Raw genomic sequence first — 15295 nt, 5'->3', positions numbered from 1 at the left:
CTGGGCGGCGACCCCGCGCCCGCCGCCGCGGCCTACGCCATGCCGTTCCCGGTGCCGGACGAGGCCGCCGCGGTGCGGCTGGCCGCCGAGCTGGAGAACCGGGTGGCCGGCGTCTACGCCGACCTCGTACGGGCCGCCGCCGGCTCGCTGCGGCGCGAGGCGGCGGACGCGCTGCGCGAGGCGGCGGTGCGCTCGGTGCGCTGGCGGGGCAGCGGCGTAGCCTTCCCTGGACTCGCCGAACAGGCCGAGCCACCCGCCCCGTCCGGCTCCGCGAGCAGTTCGGCGGACGCGCTCTGACGAGGGCGGCCCGTGACGCCCGCAGGACCGGTACGCCCCGGGGCCGGTGGCCCCGTAGGAAAGGGACAGCTCAGGAATGGCTTCAGCACCGCAGTCCGGCGGCCGGGAGACGACACCCATCGAACTGCCGCAGCGGCTGGTGCGCCGGCTGAGCGGGACCGTCAAGGGCACAGACGGCACAGTGGGCCCCGGCGGCACAGGCGGCCCCAGCGGCGCGGATGCGCCCGGCAGCACGGAAGCCGCCGACTGGCTGGCCGCCCTGCCCGGGCTCGTCCGGCGGCAGCTGGAGAGCTGGGAGCTCACGCTCGAACGCGTCCAGACCCCGGGCGGCCGGCGCAGCCTGCTGGTCCTGGTGACCCAGTCGGACGGCACCCCGGCCGCGCTGAAGTTCGCCGCGCCGGACGGCCGCGGCGGCGCGGGCCTGGAGCCCGCCGCGCTCACGCACTGGGACGGCTGGGGCGCGGTGCGTTTGCTGCGCGCCGACGCCGAGTCCGGCGCGCTGCTGCTGGAGCGCTTGCACGGCGAGGTGCCGCTGCGGTCGCTGCCGGAGGCGAAGGCGCTGCTGGAGGCGGCCGGGACGGTGCGGCGGCTGTGGGTGCCGCCGCCCGCCGACCCGCATCCCTTCCCGACGCTCGCCGAACGGACGGGTGAGACAGCGGAGGCCATCCTGGCGCTCGCCGACGGCCCTTGGGCGGCTGAGGCGCGTCCGCTCGTCGACGAGGCGCTGGAGCTGCGCAGCGCGCTGCTCGCCGACTCCCCCGAACTCCTGCTGCTGCACGGCGACTTCCGGCAGGGCAAGGTGCTCTCCGCGGACCGCGCGCCCTGGCTGGCGATCGGCCCCGATCCGGTGGTCGGCGAGCGCGCCTATGACCTCGCGCGGCTGGTCCGCGACCGGGTCGAGGACCTGGCCGCGGCCTCGGGCGCGGCCGCGGCGGCCCGCCGCCGGGTGGGCAAGCTCGCGGACTCGCTGGAGGTCGACCGCGAGCGGCTGCGCGGCTGGACGGTGTTCCGCGCGGTGGAGACCGGCGTGCGGGAGCTGGCGGCCGGCAACCGGGACAGCGGTGAGCTGCTGATGGAGTTCGCGGGCTGGCTGTAGGCGCGCACGCCGGGCGGAGCGGGTGAACCGGGAAAACCGTGAAGGGGCCGGGGCGATCGCCCCGGCCCCTTCGACGTCGGTTCCTCAGCTGCGGACGAAGCTGACGCCGGCGTCAGTGCTCGCACCGCGCCGCGCAAAGCCGCACTCGTCTCGCGAAGCCACCCGGGTCACGCCCCCGCCACGCCCGCGCAGCCGCCCCGCTCCCCCGAATGCGACGCCCCTCCCCCGCCTCCGGTCAGCCCCGCCTCCGGTCAGCCGACCAGCCGTGCCAGCGCCTCGTCCACCGTCAGCTCCTCGCGGGCGCCGGTGCGGCGGTCCTTGAACTCGACGATGCCCTCGGCGGCGCGGCGGCCGACGATCAGGATCGCCGGGACGCCGATCAGCTCGGAGTCGGTGAACTTCACGCCCGGCGAGACACCGGGCCGGTCGTCCACCAGGACCCGGATGCCGGCGGCGTCGAGCTTGTCCGCGATCTCCAGCGCGATCTCGGTCTGCTTGGCCTTGCCCGCGGCCACCACGTGCACATCGGCGGGGGCCACCTCCCGCGGCCAGCACAGCCCCTGCTCGTCGCAGGTCTGCTCGGCCAGCGCGGCGACGGCGCGCGAGACGCCGATGCCGTACGAGCCCATGGTGACCCGGACCGGCTTGCCCTGCTGGCCCAGCACGTCGAGGCCGAAGGTGTCGGCGTACTTGCGGCCGAGCTGGAAGATGTGGCCGATCTCGATCGCGCGGTCGATCCGCAGGCCGGCGCCGCACGCGGGGCAGGGGTCGCCGGGCTGGACCACGACCACGTCGAGGTACTGGTCGACCTCGAAGTCGCGGCCGCAGACGACGTTGCGGGCGTGCTTGTCGGCCTTGTTCGCGCCGGTCACCCAGGCGGTGCCGGCCGCGATCCGGGGGTCCGCGATGTAGCGGAAGGCGGTGCCGGCCAGGCCCTGCGGGCCGACGTAGCCGCGTACCAGGTCGGGCCGGTCGGTGAAGTCGTCCGCCGTCACGAGTTCGACGGTGGCGGGCGCGAGGTGCTCGCCGAGCTTGTCGAGGTCGACCTCGCGGTCACCGGGCACGCCGATCGCGGTGATCTTGCCGTCGACCTTGACCAGCAGGTTCTTGAGCGTCGCGGAGGCGGGCACGCCCAGGTGCGCGGCGAGGGACTCGATGGTGGGGGTGTCGGGGGTGTCCAGCTCCTCGACCGGGCCGTGCTCGGTGGTGCCGGCGGCCGGGGGCGTCAGCGTGACGGCCTCGGTGTTGGCCGCGTAGTCGCATGCGGGGCAGTCGACGAAGGTGTCCTCGCCCGCGGCGGCCGGGGCCAGGAACTCCTCGGAGGCCGAGCCGCCCATCGCGCCCGAGACGGCGGACACGATGCGGTAGTCGAGGCCGAGGCGCTCGAAGATGCGGGTGTAGGCGGTGCGGTGCAGGCCGTACGCCTCGGCGAGGCCCTCGTCGGTGGTGTCAAAGGAGTAGGAGTCCTTCATCTGGAACTCACGGCCGCGCAGCACGCCGGAGCGGGGGCGCGCCTCGTCCCGGTACTTGGTCTGGATCTGGTAGAGGATCACCGGCAGGTCCTTGTAGGACGAGCACTGGTCCTTGACCGTCTGGGTGAAGATCTCCTCGTGCGTGGGGCCGAGGAGGTAGTCCGCGCCCTTGCGGTCCTTGAGGCGGAACAGCAGGTCGCCGTACTCGCCCCAGCGTCCGCTCGCCTCGTAGGGCTCGCGCGGCAGCAGCGCGGGCAGCAGGACCTCCTGGCCGCCGATGGCGTCCATCTCCTCCCGTACGACACGGGAGACGTTGTCGAGGACCTTCTTGCCGAGCGGCAGCCAGGTCCAGATCCCGGCGGCGTTGCGACGCACGTACCCGGCCCTGACCAGCAGTTTGTGACTCGCGGTCTCGGCGTCCGCCGGGTCGTCGCGCAACGTCTTGAGCATCATCTTGGACATGCGCTGGACCTGGGCCATGGGATCTCCTGCGTGCGTAGTACGAATGCCAGGAGGTTAACCGGCGGGTCGCGTCGCAGGGAAATGGCTATCGGCGCAGCGGCAGCGGCGCGCCCATCACCGCGTAGGCGCTGGTGGCGCTGGGGAAGAGCACCGGGCGCGCGAGGTCGTGGTAGCCCAGTGACCGGTAGAGGGCGCGGGCCGGGCTCTCCACGTCGATCGCGGAGAGGATGCTGCGGGGCTGCTCGGCGTGGTCGGTGAGGGTGGTGATCAGCTCGCGGCCGATCCTGCGGTTCTGGAATCGCGGGTGGACGTGCAGTTCGGTGATGACGAACGTGTCGTCGAGCCAGTGGGCGCAGCCGGTGTCGCGGAGGTAGGGCTCGACGACCGTCGACCACCACTGGGTGCGGTCGTTGGGCATGCCGTAGACGAATCCGACGAGCCGGCCCGCCCGGGTCGTCGCGCCGAGCGCGCGGGCGCCGGGCTGGGTGACGTGGCGGAGCATGATGTGCCGTCGTACGCCGATCTCGTCGTCGTCGAGGCCGAACGCGAGCGCCTGTACGGCGAGCGCGTCGTCCACCCGTGCGGCAAGGTCGAGCGGCCCGACCACGACGTCATCCATGGCCGGAGATTACTAGCAGCCGTGCGCCGGGTGTCAGAAGAGCACGCTCATGAACGCGCCGACCTCGCGGAATCCGACGCTGCGGTACGAGGCGCGGGCCGCGGTGTTGAAGTCGTTGACGTAGAGGCTGGCGATGGGGGCGATGTCGCGCAGCGCGTAGTCGAGGACGGCCGCCATGCCGGCTGTGGAGAGCCCGCGGCCGCGGTGCTCCGGTGCGACCCAGACGCCCTGGATCTGGCAGGCGCGCGAGGTGACGGCGCCGATCTCCGCTTTGAAGATCACCCGGTCGTCCTCGACGTGGGCGAAGGAGCGTCCGGCGGCGACCAGTTCGGCGACGCGCGCCTGGTAGAGGAGTCCGCCGTCGCCGGCGAGCGGGGAGATGCCGACTTCCTCGGTGAACATCGCGACGCAGGCGGGCATGATCTTGTCCATCTCGTCCTTGCGGACGCGGCGCACGGAGGGGTCCGGCGCGACGTCGGCGGGCATCGAGTCGGCGGTCATGAGCGGCTGGCAGCCGCGGACCTCGCGGGCCGGTCCCCAGCTCGATTCGAGCAGCGACCACAGCTCGGAGGTCGGCTCGACGGGGCCGACGATGGAGGAGCAGCGGCGGCCGGCCCGGCGGGCGCGGTCGGCGAAGGCGCGGACGGCTTCGGGGGTGGCGCAGACCGGGACGAGGTTGGCTCCGGCGTAGCAGAGCGATTCGAGGCGGCCGTCGGCGTACCAGCCCCACATCTCGCCGCCGAGCCGCCAGGGGTCGAGGCCGGCGACGTGCACGCGCGCGGCGACGAAGGCGTTGGACACCGGGTCGCGGGCCAGGATCGCGAGGACGGCGTCGAGTTCGGCGGGCCCGAGAACCCGGGTGGTGGTCGTAGTCAACACGTGTAGCGAGCCTCACCGTGCGGGCCTCATGCTGCTGATCTCCGCACTGTACCTCTCCGTTCCACGGGCCACCTCCCTGTGGCCGGATGCGACCGCGCCCCGCTACCGGGTGGTAGCGGGGCGCGGTCGTACGTCGTGGATTCGGCCGGTGTCGTGCCCGGTCGGTCCGCTCGGGTCAGCCGGCGACGGAGACGTCGGGGACGCCGGAGGCGACGCCGTCGCGCTCCATCTGCTCGGCGATCTTCATGGCCTCGTCGATCAGCGTCTCCACGATCTTCGACTCCGGGACGGTCGCGATGACCTCGCCCTTCACGAAGATCTGGCCCTTGCCGTTGCCCGACGCCACACCCAGGTCCGCCTCACGCGCCTCACCCGGCCCGTTCACCACACAACCCATCACCGCGACCCGCAGGGGCACCTCCATGCCCTCCAGGCCCGCGGTGACCTCCTCCGCCAGCTTGTACACATCCACCTGTGCGCGCCCGCAGGACGGGCACGAGACGATCTCCAGACCCCGCTGCCGCAACCCCAGCGACTCCAGAATCTGGTTGCCGACCTTGATCTCCTCCACCGGCGGGGCCGAGAGGGAGACGCGGATGGTGTCGCCGATGCCCTCCGACAGCAGCGCGCCGAAGGCGACCGCGGACTTGATCGTGCCCTGGAACGTCGGACCCGCTTCCGTCACGCCCAGGTGCAGCGGGTAGTCGCACTTGGAGGAGAGCAGCCGGTAGGCGTTGACCATGACCACCGGGTCGTTGTGCTTCACCGAGATCTTGATGTCCCGGAAACCGTGCTCCTCGAACAGCGAGCACTCCCACAGCGCCGACTCCACCAGAGCCTCCGGCGTCGCCTTGCCGTACTTCGCCAGCAGCCGCTTGTCCAGCGAGCCCGCGTTGACCCCGATGCGGATCGGGGTCCCCGTCGAGAGCGCCGCCTTCGCGATCTCCTTGACCTTGTCGTCGAACTGCTTGATGTTCCCCGGGTTGACCCGCACCGCCGCGCAGCCCGCGTCCAGCGCCGCGAACACATACTTCGGCTGGAAATGAATGTCCGCGATCACCGGAATCTGCGACTTCCGCGCGATCGTCGCCAGCGCGTCCGCGTCATCCTGCGTCGGGCACGCCACTCGCACGATCTGGCAGCCCGACGCGGTCAACTCCGCGATCTGCTGCAACGTGGCACCGATGTCCGCCGTCACGGTCGTCGTCATGGACTGCACCGACACCGGAGCATCTCCGCCGACGGCCACCGTCCCGACTTGGATCTTGCGGGTGACGCGGCGGTCGGCAAGCTTCGTCGGAACGGAAGGCATTCCCAGCGAAATCGCGGTCATTGCTGTGCATCCCCAAGGTGTGGATCTAGGTCCCGAGATCGGCGGGCTCCAGTCTTCGAGATTACGGCACCTTGGCGATTGCGTTCACACCCCGTCCGTAAACTCACGCAAAAGAAGACGGCCGGGCCCAAACCAGGCCCAGCCGTCACATTTCTCCCGCTGTCTCCGGGCGTCCCGCCAGGGCCCGGCCGGAAACCTGGAACAGGCCCTAGGTGATACGGACGGGATTCACGATGTCGGCGATGAAGACGAGCAGCGTGAAGCAGATGAACACTCCCGCGACGACATAGGCGACCGGCATCAGCTTCGCGACGTCGAACGGGCCCGGGTCGGGGCGCCGGAAGACGCGGGCGAAGGCCCTGCGTACGGACTCCCACAGCGCGCCCGCGATGTGCCCGCCGTCCAGCGGCAGCAGCGGCAGCATGTTGAAGAGGAAGAGCGACAGGTTGAAGCCCGCGACCAGGAAGAGCATGGTCGCGACCCGCTGTTCCGCCGGGATCTCCAGCGAGAACACCTCGCCGCCCACCCTGGCGGCGCCGACCACGCCCATCGGCGAGTCCTGGGCGCGCTCCCCGTCGCTGAACGCCGCGTTCCAGAGCGCCGGGACCTTCTCCGGCAGCGCTATCAGCGACTCGACGCCGGAGCGCATCATGCCGCCCATCCGGTCGACGGAGTCGCCGAAGGACTGCTTCACGACGCCGGTGGCCGGGCTGAACCCGAGGAAGCCGGCGCTGACGTACTTGCCGGCGACGTAGCCGCCCTGGCCGTCGGACTTGGCGACCTCGTTCTTGATCAGGTTCGCGTGCAGGACCTTGGTCTCACCCTTGCGCTCGACGGTGATCGTCGCCGGGCCGATGGTGTCCCTGATGTCCTTCTGCAGGGCGTCCCAGTCCGGGACGGCCTCCCCGTTGAAGGCGACGATCTTGTCGCCCGGCCGCAGGCCCGCGGCCTTGGCCGGGGAGTCCTGGGCGTCCTTGGGACAGGTGTCGGCCTTGGCGTCGGCCGCGATGACGCAGTCCGAGACGGTGGCGACGGCGTTCGTCTGGGTGTTGATGCCGAAGCCCATCAGCACGCCCATGAAGATCGCCACGGCGAGGATCAGGTTCATGAAGGGGCCGGCGAACATCACGATCACGCGCTTCCACGGCTTGCGCGTGTAGAAGAGCCGCTTCTCGTCACCGGGTTCGAGCTCCTCGAAGGCCGCCGAGCGGGCGTCCTCGATCATGCTGCGCCACGGTGAGGTGGAACGGGCGGTGATCTTGCCGTCGTCGCCGGGCGGGAACATCCCGATCATGCGGATGTAGCCGCCGAGCGGGATGGCCTTGAAGCCGTACTCGGTGTCGCCCTTCTTCCGCGAGAAGATCGTCGGGCCGAAGCCGACCATGTACTGCGGTACCCGGATGCCGAAGATCTTGGCCGTGGACAGATGGCCCAGTTCGTGCCAGGCGATCGAGAACAGCAGTCCTACGACGAAGACGACTATGCCCAGGACCGTCATCAATGCCGTCATGCGCGAGCCTCCGCTGTCGCCTTCACTGCCAGTTCCCGGGCGCGTGCGCGCGCCCAGGTCTCCGCTTCCAGGACGTCCGCGACGGTCAGTGAGGTTCCCCGGACCGGGCGGCCGTGCTCCGCGACCACCTCGGCGACCGTGTCCACGATGCCGGTGAACGGCAGGGCGCCGTTCAGGAAGGCGTCCACGCACTCCTCGTTGGCCGCGTTGAACACCGCCGGGGCGGTGCCGCCGAGACTACCCACATGCCGGGCCAGGCTCACCGACGGAAATGCCTCCTCGTCGAGCGGGAAGAACTCCCAGCACGAGGCCTTCGTCCAGTCGATGCCCGGCGCCGCACCGGGAACCCGGTGCGGCCAGCCGAGGCCGAGCGCGATCGGCATCCGCATGTCCGGCGGACTGGCCTGGGCGAGCGTCGAGCCGTCCACGAACTCCACCATCGAGTGGATCATGGACTGCGGGTGCACGACGACCTCGATCCGCTCGAAGGGGATGTCGTACAGCAGATGCGCCTCGATCACCTCCAGCCCCTTGTTGACCAGCGTCGCGGAGTTGATCGAGATGACCGGGCCCATCTCCCAGGTGGGATGGGCGAGCGCCTGCGCGCGGGTGACCGTCGCGAGCTGCTCCTTGGTACGGCCGCGGAAGGGGCCGCCGGAAGCGGTGACGACGAGCTTGCTCACCTCGCCGCGGGAGCCGCCCATCAGTGCCTGGAAGAGCGCCGAGTGCTCGGAGTCGACCGGCACCAACTGGCCGGGCTTCGCGAGCGCCTTGACCAGCGGACCGCCGACGATCAGCGACTCCTTGTTGGCGAGGGCCAGCACCCGGCCGGCCTTCAGGGCGGCGAGTGTCGGTGCGAGACCGATGGAACCGGTGATGCCGTTGAGGACGGTGTGGCACGCGGACGCGGCCACCTCGGTCGCCGCGTCGGGCCCCGCCAGGATCTCGGGCAGCGGCTCGGCGCCGTAGCGCGCCGAGAGCGCCTCGCGCAGCGCGGGCGCCTTGTCCCGGTCGGCGAGGGCGACGGCGCCCACCCGCAGCCGGTGCGCCTGCTCCGCGAGCAGCTCGATCCGGCCGCCCGCGGCGGACAGGGCGGTCACCCGGAAACGGTCGGGGTTGCGCAGCACCACGTCGATGGCCTGGGTGCCGATGGAGCCGGTGGAGCCGAGGATCACGATGTCCCGGAGGCCGCCGGAGTCTGCTGCGGTGGCCGCTCCGAAGCGGTGATGCGGGTCGGCGAGGGAGTCTGGGCTGTCGCTCATTCCTCCATTGTGGCCGCAATCCCTGTGGCCCTTGTACTGCGGGCGCTCAGGTCGCCCGAGCGAGTCCCGCAAACCCGACGCGGTCGGCGTACTCGAAGCGGCTCGGGGCCGCGCAGAACCCGCGCCACGCAGCGGCGACTCCGGCCGGCAGCCTGCCGGACGACGGGCTTGCCCCACGCCGGCGGCACGGCAGACGAGACGGATGTCGGCCCAGTCGGGTCCATCACGTCAGTCCCGGTTCCCGCCGCCCCTGATCGAGGTCGGCCGCCGGCTCCAGCAACACCTGGGCCCAGACCGTCTTCCCGGGTGTCCGCTCGCCGACACCCCAAGCGATGGCCATCGCCCCGACGAGCAGCAGCCCGCGCCCGCTTTCGGCGTCGCCCGTGGGGTGCCGGGGCTTGGGCCGCGCCTCGCCGCAGGCGTCGGAGACCTCGATGCGCAGCAACGCGGGGCTGTGGGCGTGTACCGCGAGCCGCAGCAGGAAGTCACGGTGGGCGGCGAGGCAGTGGGTTGCCGCGTTCGCGGCGAGCTCGCTGACGATCAGGGCTGCGATGTCGGTGACGTAACCCCACTCGGCGAGGCGCTGCGTAGCGCTGACGCGGGCCAGGTGGGCGCCTCTGCTGGTGGAGCTGAAGAGCTCCTTGAACTCGTGCTTCGGATCGGGACATTGCTCAGCCATGAGACCTCCAGAGAGCGGCTGCACGTCGCCTGCCGTCCACACGATACGTATTCCATCCATGCGAATTCCTATGAAGCGAATGCATCGGCATATGCCAATTCCGCAATGCGAACACACGGTCGCGCCGGGTACGCTTCGATCAACGTGAGCAAGGGGGCCCTTCGCCATGACCACCCAGTCAACTGTCCGACAGAAGCGACTCGGTGCGGAGCTGCGACGGCTCCGCGATCAGAGCCTGGTGAGCGCGGAGCAGGTCGCCGAGCGGCTCGACTGCCACATCTCGAAGGTCAGCCGCATCGAACTGGGCCAGTCACCGATAAGGCGGCTCGACCTCGAAGCGATGCTCGACCTGTACGGGCTGAAGGACGAGCAGCGGCGGGCGGCACTGTTCAAGCTCGCGCGGAGCGCGAAGACCAAGGGCTGGTGGCAGTCCTACACGGATGTGATCCCGCCCGCATACGCCGACTTCATCGGGCTGGAGGCGGATGCGGCCCGGATGGACAGCTTCCAGACGATCCTGATGCCTGGGCTGTTGCAGACTCCGGACTACGCACGGGCAGTGATCACCGAGGCGTGGGAGACCGAGGGACCCGAGCAGGTTGACCGGCTTGTCGAGGTGCGCACCTTGCGGCAGGAGCTGCTGACGCGGGACGATCCGATCGAGCTGAAGGTCATCCTCTGCGAAGCGACACTCCAACAGCGCATCGGCAGCCGGGAGACCATGCACGCGCAACTACAACGGCTGGTGGAGGTCGAGCGACAGCCGAACGTCACGTTGCAGGTACTCCCCCATGCGGCAGGTGCGCACCCCGGGCTCAACGGCCCTTTCGCTGTACTCGGCTTCGCGCACGACGACGATCCGGATGTCGTGCTCGCAGAGAACCTGACGAGTAGCCTCTACTTCGAAGACAAGCGCGAACTGGGGCGCTATCAGTGGGCTTTCAACCGGCTCACCGCGATGGCGGCTTCACCGCGCGCGTCCGTGACCCTGCTCAAGAAGGCGATCAAGGAACTCACATGACGATGTACGTCCCCAACGCCGAGACCCTGCGGGCCCAGTGGGTCACCTCCTCGTACAGCGGCGGGGGTAACGACTGTGTGCAAGCCGCCGCCTTGGACGGGGGCCGCCTCGCCGTGCGCGACTCGAAGGACCCGGCCGGCCCGGCCTTGCTGTTCACCCCCCACGCATGGCAAACCTTCGTGGCGAGCGCGCGCGGGGGCGAGTTCAGCGCGGGCTGACTCCGGCCGACGACGGCGGCCCGAACGCACCCCCGCTGCACTGCGCGTCACGCTCGCCCGTATCGCCCCGCATCGCATCGCCGAGATGGAGCAGCAGAAGAACGAGGCGTTCGAGCTCGCAGCGGAGACCGACAGCCTCGGGCCGATCCGCGGATGGCTCACCATCTGGGCGGGCGAAGTCGAGGTCGAGCGACGACCCGATCTTCTCGCGCGGCGTCGCGCTGCGGAGCACACCGTGCGGACCCGCGACCGCGAGGAGCCGGCATGGCGCGCCGCGCGGGAGGAGCTCCTGGCAGTCCTCGACGAGGCACGCGAGGCAGCGGGGTGAGGCCACCGCCCCGCTCCCCGTCAGGGAGCGAGGCGGCTCCAGCCGTCAGCGGATCGGCCGGTGCACGTTCTCCCGCTGGGAAGGGCCCGGGGTCGCGTCGGCGATCCAGGGGCCGTCGCCGGAGGGGTCGATGATGCCGGTCTCCAGCCAGGTGTACGCGCCGCCCATGACGCCGGCGACGACCTTGCGGTCCAGGTCGTCGGTGTTGCTCCAGAGCCGTCCGAAGAGTTCCTCGACCCGGATGCGGGACTGCCGGCAGAACGCGTCGGCGAGCTGGTAGGCCGCCTTGCCGTTCTCGTCGTTCGAGCGCAGCATCTCGGCCCGTACGCAGGCCGCGCTCATCGCGAAGAGTTCCGCGCCGATGTCCACGATCCGGCCGAGGAAGCCCTGCTTGGTCTCCATCTTTCCCTGCCAGCGCGACATCGCGTAGAAGGTGGACCGGGCCAGCTTGCGGGCGGAGCGCTCGGCGTAGCGCAGGTGGGTGGCCAGGTCCGGATGGCCGGACGGGTGGAACTCGGCGTAGGAGCGGGGCAGGTGGCCGGGGCCTGTGACGAGTTTGGGCAGCCAGCGGGCGTAGAAGCCGCCGGCCTTGGCCGCCGCTCGGCCCTTGTCGCCGAGGGTCTTCTCGGGGTCGATGAGGTCGCCCGCCACGGAGAGGTGGGCGTCGACCGCCTCGCGGGCGATCAGCAGGTGCATGATCTCGGTGGAGCCCTCGAAGATCCGGTTGATCCGCAGGTCCCGCAGCACCTGCTCGGCGGGCACCGCGCGCTCACCGCGGGCGGCCAGCGACTCGGCGGTCTCGAAGCCGCGGCCGCCGCGGATCTGCACGAGTTCGTCGGCCATCAGACAGGCCATCTCGGAGCCGTACAGCTTGGCCAGCGCCGCTTCGATGCGGATGTCGTTGCGGTCCTCGTCGGCCATCTGGGAGGAGAGGTCCACGACGGCTTCGAGGGCGAAGGTGGTCGCCGCGATGAAGGAGATCTTCGACCCGACGGCCTCGTGGAAGGCGACCGGCTTGCCCCACTGCTCGCGGGCGGCCGACCACTCGCGGGCGATCTTCAGGCACCATTTCCCGGCGCCGACGCACATCGCCGGGAGCGAGAGGCGGCCGGTGTTGAGGGTGGTCAGGGCGATCTTCAGGCCGGAGCCCTCAGGGCCGATCCGGTTCGCGGCGGGTACGCGGACCCGGTGGAAGCGGGTGACGCCGTTCTCCAGGCCGCGCAGCCCCATGAAGGCGTTGCGGTGCTCGACGGTGACGCCCTCGGAGCCGGCCTCGACCACGAAGGCGGTGATGCCGCCCTTGTGCCCGTCCGAGCGCGGCACGCGGGCCATCACCACGAGCAGGTCGGCGACGACGCCGTTGGTCGTCCAGAGCTTGACGCCGTCGAGGATGTAGTCGTCGCCCTCCGGCACCGCGCTGGCCGCGAGCCGCGCCGGGTCGGAGCCGACGTCCGGCTCGGTGAGCAGGAAGGCCGAGATGTCGGTACGGGCGCAGCGGGGCAGGAAGGTGTCCTTCTGCTCCTGGGTGCCGAATATCTTGAGCGGCTGCGGCACGCCGATGGACTGGTGTGCGGAGAGCAGCGCGCCGACGGCGGGGTTGGCGGAGCCGACCAGGGCCAGCGCCTTGTTGTAGTAGACCTGGGTGAGGCCGAGGCCGCCGTACTTGGTGTCGATCTTCATGCCGAGCGCGCCGATTTCCTTGAGGCCGTTTATGGTCTCGTCGGGAATCCGCGCCTCGCGCTCGATCCGGGCGCTGTCGATCTTCGTCTCGCAGAAGTCGTGCAGTTTGGCCAGGAACTGCTCGCCGCGCTGCGCGTCCTCGGCGGGGGGTGTCGGGTGCGGGTGGATCAGGTCGAGCCGGAAGCGGCCCAGGAACAGCTCCTTCGCGAAGCTCGGCTTGCGCCAGTCCTGCTCGCGTGCGGCCTCCGCCACCTGGCGCGCTTCGCGCTCGGTCACGGAGGGCTTGGCAGATGGTGCGGTCATGCTTCGGTCACCTCGCCGCGGAGTCGGGCATCCCGGTCGGCTACCGGCCGGTGCTACTCGTCCGTATGTACCCGATCCGCGCGGCTCCTACCAGCCCCCGCGCAGCACTCGGCGGCGAACGCCGAACGGCCGGAGCCCCCGCACAGTGGGTTCCGGCCGTTCAGCGTGTGGCAAATGGAGCAGACGGGCGTGTGGCAGATGGGACGGGAGTGGCGGAAGGGTCAGAGCGCCAGACCCGTGAGAACCATGACCCGCTCGTAGGTGTAGTCGTCCATCGCGTACCGCACGCCCTCGCGGCCCACGCCTGACTGCTTGGCGCCGCCGTACGGCATCTGGTCGGCCCGGTAGGAGGGCACGTCGCCGACGATGACGCCGCCGACCTCCAGCGCGCGGTGGGCGCGGAAGGCGGTCTGCACGTCGTGCGTGAAGACGCCCGCCTGGAGGCCGTACTGCGAGGAGTTGACGGACTCGAAGGCCGCGGCCTCGCCCTCGACCCTGTGCAGCGTCAGCACCGGGCCGAAGATCTCCTCGCCCGAGAGCGTGACGCCGGACGGCACGTTCGCGAGCACGGTCGGGGCGTAGGACGCGCCGTCCCGCTTGCCGCCGGCGAGCAGTTCCGCGCCCGCCTGCACGGCCTCGTCCACCCAGGACTCGACGCGCTTGGCGGCGGCTTCGCTGACCAGCGGGCCGACCTCGGTGGCGTCGTCCGACGGGTCACCGGTGACCTGCGCCTCGACGGCCGCGACGACCTTCGGCACCAGCCGGTCGTAGACCGAGGCGTCGGCGATGACGCGCTGCACCGAGATGCAGGACTGGCCGCCCTGGTAGTTGGAGAAGGTGGCGATGCGGCCGGCCGCCCAGTCGAGGTCCGCCTCGGAGGACCAGTCGGCGAGCACGACGGCCGCGCCGTTGCCGCCCAGCTCCAGCGTGGTGTGCTTGCGCGGCGCGGAGTCCAGGATGGACCAGCCGACCGGGCCGGAGCCGGTGAAGGAGATGACCGGCAGCCGCTCGTCCTGGACCAGCGCGGGCATCTTCTCGTTGGCGACCGGCAGCACGCTCCAGGCGCCGGCCGGCAGGTCGGTCTCCGCGAGCAGCTCGCCGAGCAGCAGCGCGGACAGCGGGGTCGCCGGGGCCGGCTTGAGGATGATCGGCGTGCCCACCGCGAGCGCCGGGGCGACCTTGTGGGCGCAGAGGTTCAACGGGAAGTTGAACGGCGCGATGCCCAGCACGGTGCCGCGCGGGAAGCGGCGGGTGAGCGCGAGCCGGCCGGTGCCGCCCGCGTCGGTGTCCAGCCGCTGCGCGTCGCCGCCGTTGAAGCGGCGGGCCTCCTCGGAGGCGAACCGGAAGACCGAGACGGCGCGGCCGACCTCGCCGCGGGCCCACTTGATGGGCTTGCCGTTCTCGGCGGAGATCAGCTGCGCGATCTCCTCGGTGCGCTCGACGAGCCGCTTGGTGACGTGGTCGAGCGCCGCGGCCCGTACATGCGCGGGGGTCGCGGAGAACTCGGCCTGGACGGCGGCGGCGGCGGCCACCGCCTCCTCGACCTGGGCGTCGGTGGGGACGCTCACCGTGCCGACGAGACGGCCGTCCCAGGGGGAGGTGACGTCGAGCGTGTCGTCGCCGGTCGCCTTGCGGCCGGCGAGCCAGAACGCGTGAGTGGTCGCGTGGGAGGAAGTCACAGCGAATCCCGGCCCTTCGAGGTGGTGGGGATGGAGCGTTGGCGCAGCGGGAGGCGCAGAGCTGGTCTGACTGCTACCCGGCTGCCTCCCACCGTAGGGGCGGCGGCCCCGAATGGCGTTTGTCCGAGATGGAGCACTGAGTGCGTGGCGGCACTACGGAGTGGCGGTACCGGAGGTCGCCTTCAGCGCGAGCCACAGTTCCATCCGGGCGTCCGGGTCGTCGAGCGAGCGGCCCAGGATCTCCTCGACCCGGCGCATCCGGTAGCGCAGCGTGTGCCGGTGCACGCCCAGGTCGGCGGCGGCCGCGTCCCACTGGCCGTGCCGGGACAGCCAGGCGCGCAGCGAGGCGACGAGGTCGCCGCGGCCCGTCTCGTCGTGCTCGCGCAGCGCCCGCAGCATGCCGTCCGCGAAGGCGCGCACCGCGTCGTCGGCGAGCAGCGGCAGTACGGACCCGGCG

Annotated in this window: 15 protein-coding genes; 5 read left to right on the top strand and 10 right to left on the bottom strand. The window is 71.2% G+C overall.

What is annotated here, in order from left to right:
• Both QMK28_RS31400 and QMK28_RS31395 read left to right on the top strand, forming a co-directional pair.
• The coding region (locus QMK28_RS31400; protein ID WP_326443097.1) for a DUF4439 domain-containing protein at positions 1–297 on the top strand (297 nt) is incomplete at its 5' end.
• Positions 298–373: 76 nt separating this feature from the next.
• Complete coding sequence (locus QMK28_RS31395) at positions 374–1393, top strand: aminoglycoside phosphotransferase family protein (protein WP_326443096.1); 1020 nt, start codon at positions 374–376, stop codon at positions 1391–1393.
• 251 nt (positions 1394–1644) lie between these two features.
• Here the strand turns inward: QMK28_RS31395 and QMK28_RS31390 are convergent, their stop codons facing one another.
• From QMK28_RS31390 to QMK28_RS31360, 7 genes are all read right to left on the bottom strand, one after another.
• Positions 1645–3345: a proline--tRNA ligase gene (locus tag QMK28_RS31390; protein WP_326443095.1), complete on the bottom strand. Its 1701-nt coding sequence runs from the start codon at positions 3343–3345 to the stop codon at positions 1645–1647.
• Between the two features lie 67 nt (positions 3346–3412).
• Positions 3413–3946 carry a GNAT family N-acetyltransferase gene (locus QMK28_RS31385; protein WP_326443094.1) on the bottom strand — a complete coding sequence of 178 codons (534 nt, stop codon included), beginning with the start codon at positions 3944–3946 and terminating at the stop codon, positions 3413–3415.
• Positions 3947–3979: 33 nt separating this feature from the next.
• A complete protein-coding gene (locus QMK28_RS31380) occupies positions 3980–4825 on the bottom strand; it encodes a GNAT family N-acetyltransferase (RefSeq protein ID WP_326443093.1) in 846 nt (281 codons plus the stop codon).
• 175 nt (positions 4826–5000) lie between these two features.
• Complete coding sequence (ispG, locus tag QMK28_RS31375; protein ID WP_326443092.1) at positions 5001–6158, bottom strand: flavodoxin-dependent (E)-4-hydroxy-3-methylbut-2-enyl-diphosphate synthase; 1158 nt, start codon at positions 6156–6158, stop codon at positions 5001–5003.
• Positions 6159–6366: 208 nt separating this feature from the next.
• Positions 6367–7668 carry a M50 family metallopeptidase gene (locus QMK28_RS31370; RefSeq protein WP_326443091.1) on the bottom strand — a complete coding sequence of 434 codons (1302 nt, stop codon included), beginning with the start codon at positions 7666–7668 and terminating at the stop codon, positions 6367–6369.
• On the bottom strand, positions 7665–8930 hold the full coding sequence (gene dxr, locus QMK28_RS31365; RefSeq protein ID WP_326443090.1) for a 1-deoxy-D-xylulose-5-phosphate reductoisomerase: 1266 nt from the start codon (positions 8928–8930) through the stop codon (positions 7665–7667). The genes QMK28_RS31370 and dxr overlap by 4 nt, the downstream gene beginning before the upstream one ends.
• Positions 8931–9153: 223 nt before the next feature.
• Positions 9154–9609, bottom strand: a complete 456-nt coding sequence (locus QMK28_RS31360) for an ATP-binding protein (protein ID WP_326443089.1) — start codon at positions 9607–9609, stop codon at positions 9154–9156.
• Between the two features lie 166 nt (positions 9610–9775).
• Here QMK28_RS31360 and QMK28_RS31355 point away from each other — a divergent pair, with 166 nt between their 5' ends.
• From QMK28_RS31355 to QMK28_RS31345, 3 genes are all read left to right on the top strand, one after another.
• Complete coding sequence (locus QMK28_RS31355) at positions 9776–10630, top strand: helix-turn-helix domain-containing protein (protein ID WP_326443088.1); 855 nt, start codon at positions 9776–9778, stop codon at positions 10628–10630.
• Complete coding sequence (locus tag QMK28_RS31350) at positions 10627–10848, top strand: DUF397 domain-containing protein (protein ID WP_326443087.1); 222 nt, start codon at positions 10627–10629, stop codon at positions 10846–10848. Before QMK28_RS31355 ends, QMK28_RS31350 begins: the two co-directional genes overlap by 4 nt.
• A gap of 85 nt (positions 10849–10933) precedes the next feature.
• On the top strand, positions 10934–11176 hold the full coding sequence (locus QMK28_RS31345; RefSeq protein ID WP_326443086.1) for a hypothetical protein: 243 nt from the start codon (positions 10934–10936) through the stop codon (positions 11174–11176).
• Between the two features lie 45 nt (positions 11177–11221).
• Here QMK28_RS31345 and QMK28_RS31340 read toward each other — a convergent pair whose 3' ends face one another.
• From QMK28_RS31340 to QMK28_RS31330, 3 genes are all read right to left on the bottom strand, one after another.
• Positions 11222–13159: an acyl-CoA dehydrogenase family protein gene (locus tag QMK28_RS31340; RefSeq protein WP_326443085.1), complete on the bottom strand. Its 1938-nt coding sequence runs from the start codon at positions 13157–13159 to the stop codon at positions 11222–11224.
• Positions 13160–13380: 221 nt separating this feature from the next.
• Positions 13381–14838, bottom strand: coding sequence for an aldehyde dehydrogenase family protein (locus QMK28_RS31335; protein ID WP_326443084.1), 1458 nt, complete (start codon positions 14836–14838; stop codon positions 13381–13383).
• A gap of 153 nt (positions 14839–14991) precedes the next feature.
• Positions 14992–15295 (bottom strand): PucR family transcriptional regulator (locus QMK28_RS31330; protein WP_326443083.1); only part of this gene is annotated, 304 nt, incomplete at its 5' end.

Source organism: Streptomyces sp. H27-D2 (assembly GCF_035828615.1).
In the GTDB taxonomy this organism is placed as follows: domain Bacteria; phylum Actinomycetota; class Actinomycetes; order Streptomycetales; family Streptomycetaceae; genus Streptomyces.
The sequence above is the reverse complement of the archived record's forward strand: the minus strand, read 5'-3'. Positions and strand labels throughout refer to the sequence as shown.

Coding starts and splice junctions, on each gene's coding strand:
- QMK28_RS31395 (WP_326443096.1), top strand. CDS start 374: ATGGCTTCAGCACCGCAGTCCGGCGGCCGGGAGACGACACCCATCGAA.
- QMK28_RS31390 (WP_326443095.1), bottom strand. CDS start 3,345: ATGGCCCAGGTCCAGCGCATGTCCAAGATGATGCTCAAGACGTTGCGC.
- QMK28_RS31385 (WP_326443094.1), bottom strand. CDS start 3,946: ATGGATGACGTCGTGGTCGGGCCGCTCGACCTTGCCGCACGGGTGGAC.
- ispG (WP_326443092.1), bottom strand. CDS start 6,158: ATGACCGCGATTTCGCTGGGAATGCCTTCCGTTCCGACGAAGCTTGCC.
- QMK28_RS31370 (WP_326443091.1), bottom strand. CDS start 7,668: ATGACGGCATTGATGACGGTCCTGGGCATAGTCGTCTTCGTCGTAGGA.
- dxr (WP_326443090.1), bottom strand. CDS start 8,930: ATGAGCGACAGCCCAGACTCCCTCGCCGACCCGCATCACCGCTTCGGA.
- QMK28_RS31360 (WP_326443089.1), bottom strand. CDS start 9,609: ATGGCTGAGCAATGTCCCGATCCGAAGCACGAGTTCAAGGAGCTCTTC.
- QMK28_RS31355 (WP_326443088.1), top strand. CDS start 9,776: ATGACCACCCAGTCAACTGTCCGACAGAAGCGACTCGGTGCGGAGCTG.
- QMK28_RS31350 (WP_326443087.1), top strand. CDS start 10,627: ATGACGATGTACGTCCCCAACGCCGAGACCCTGCGGGCCCAGTGGGTC.
- QMK28_RS31345 (WP_326443086.1), top strand. CDS start 10,934: ATGGAGCAGCAGAAGAACGAGGCGTTCGAGCTCGCAGCGGAGACCGAC.
- QMK28_RS31340 (WP_326443085.1), bottom strand. CDS start 13,159: ATGACCGCACCATCTGCCAAGCCCTCCGTGACCGAGCGCGAAGCGCGC.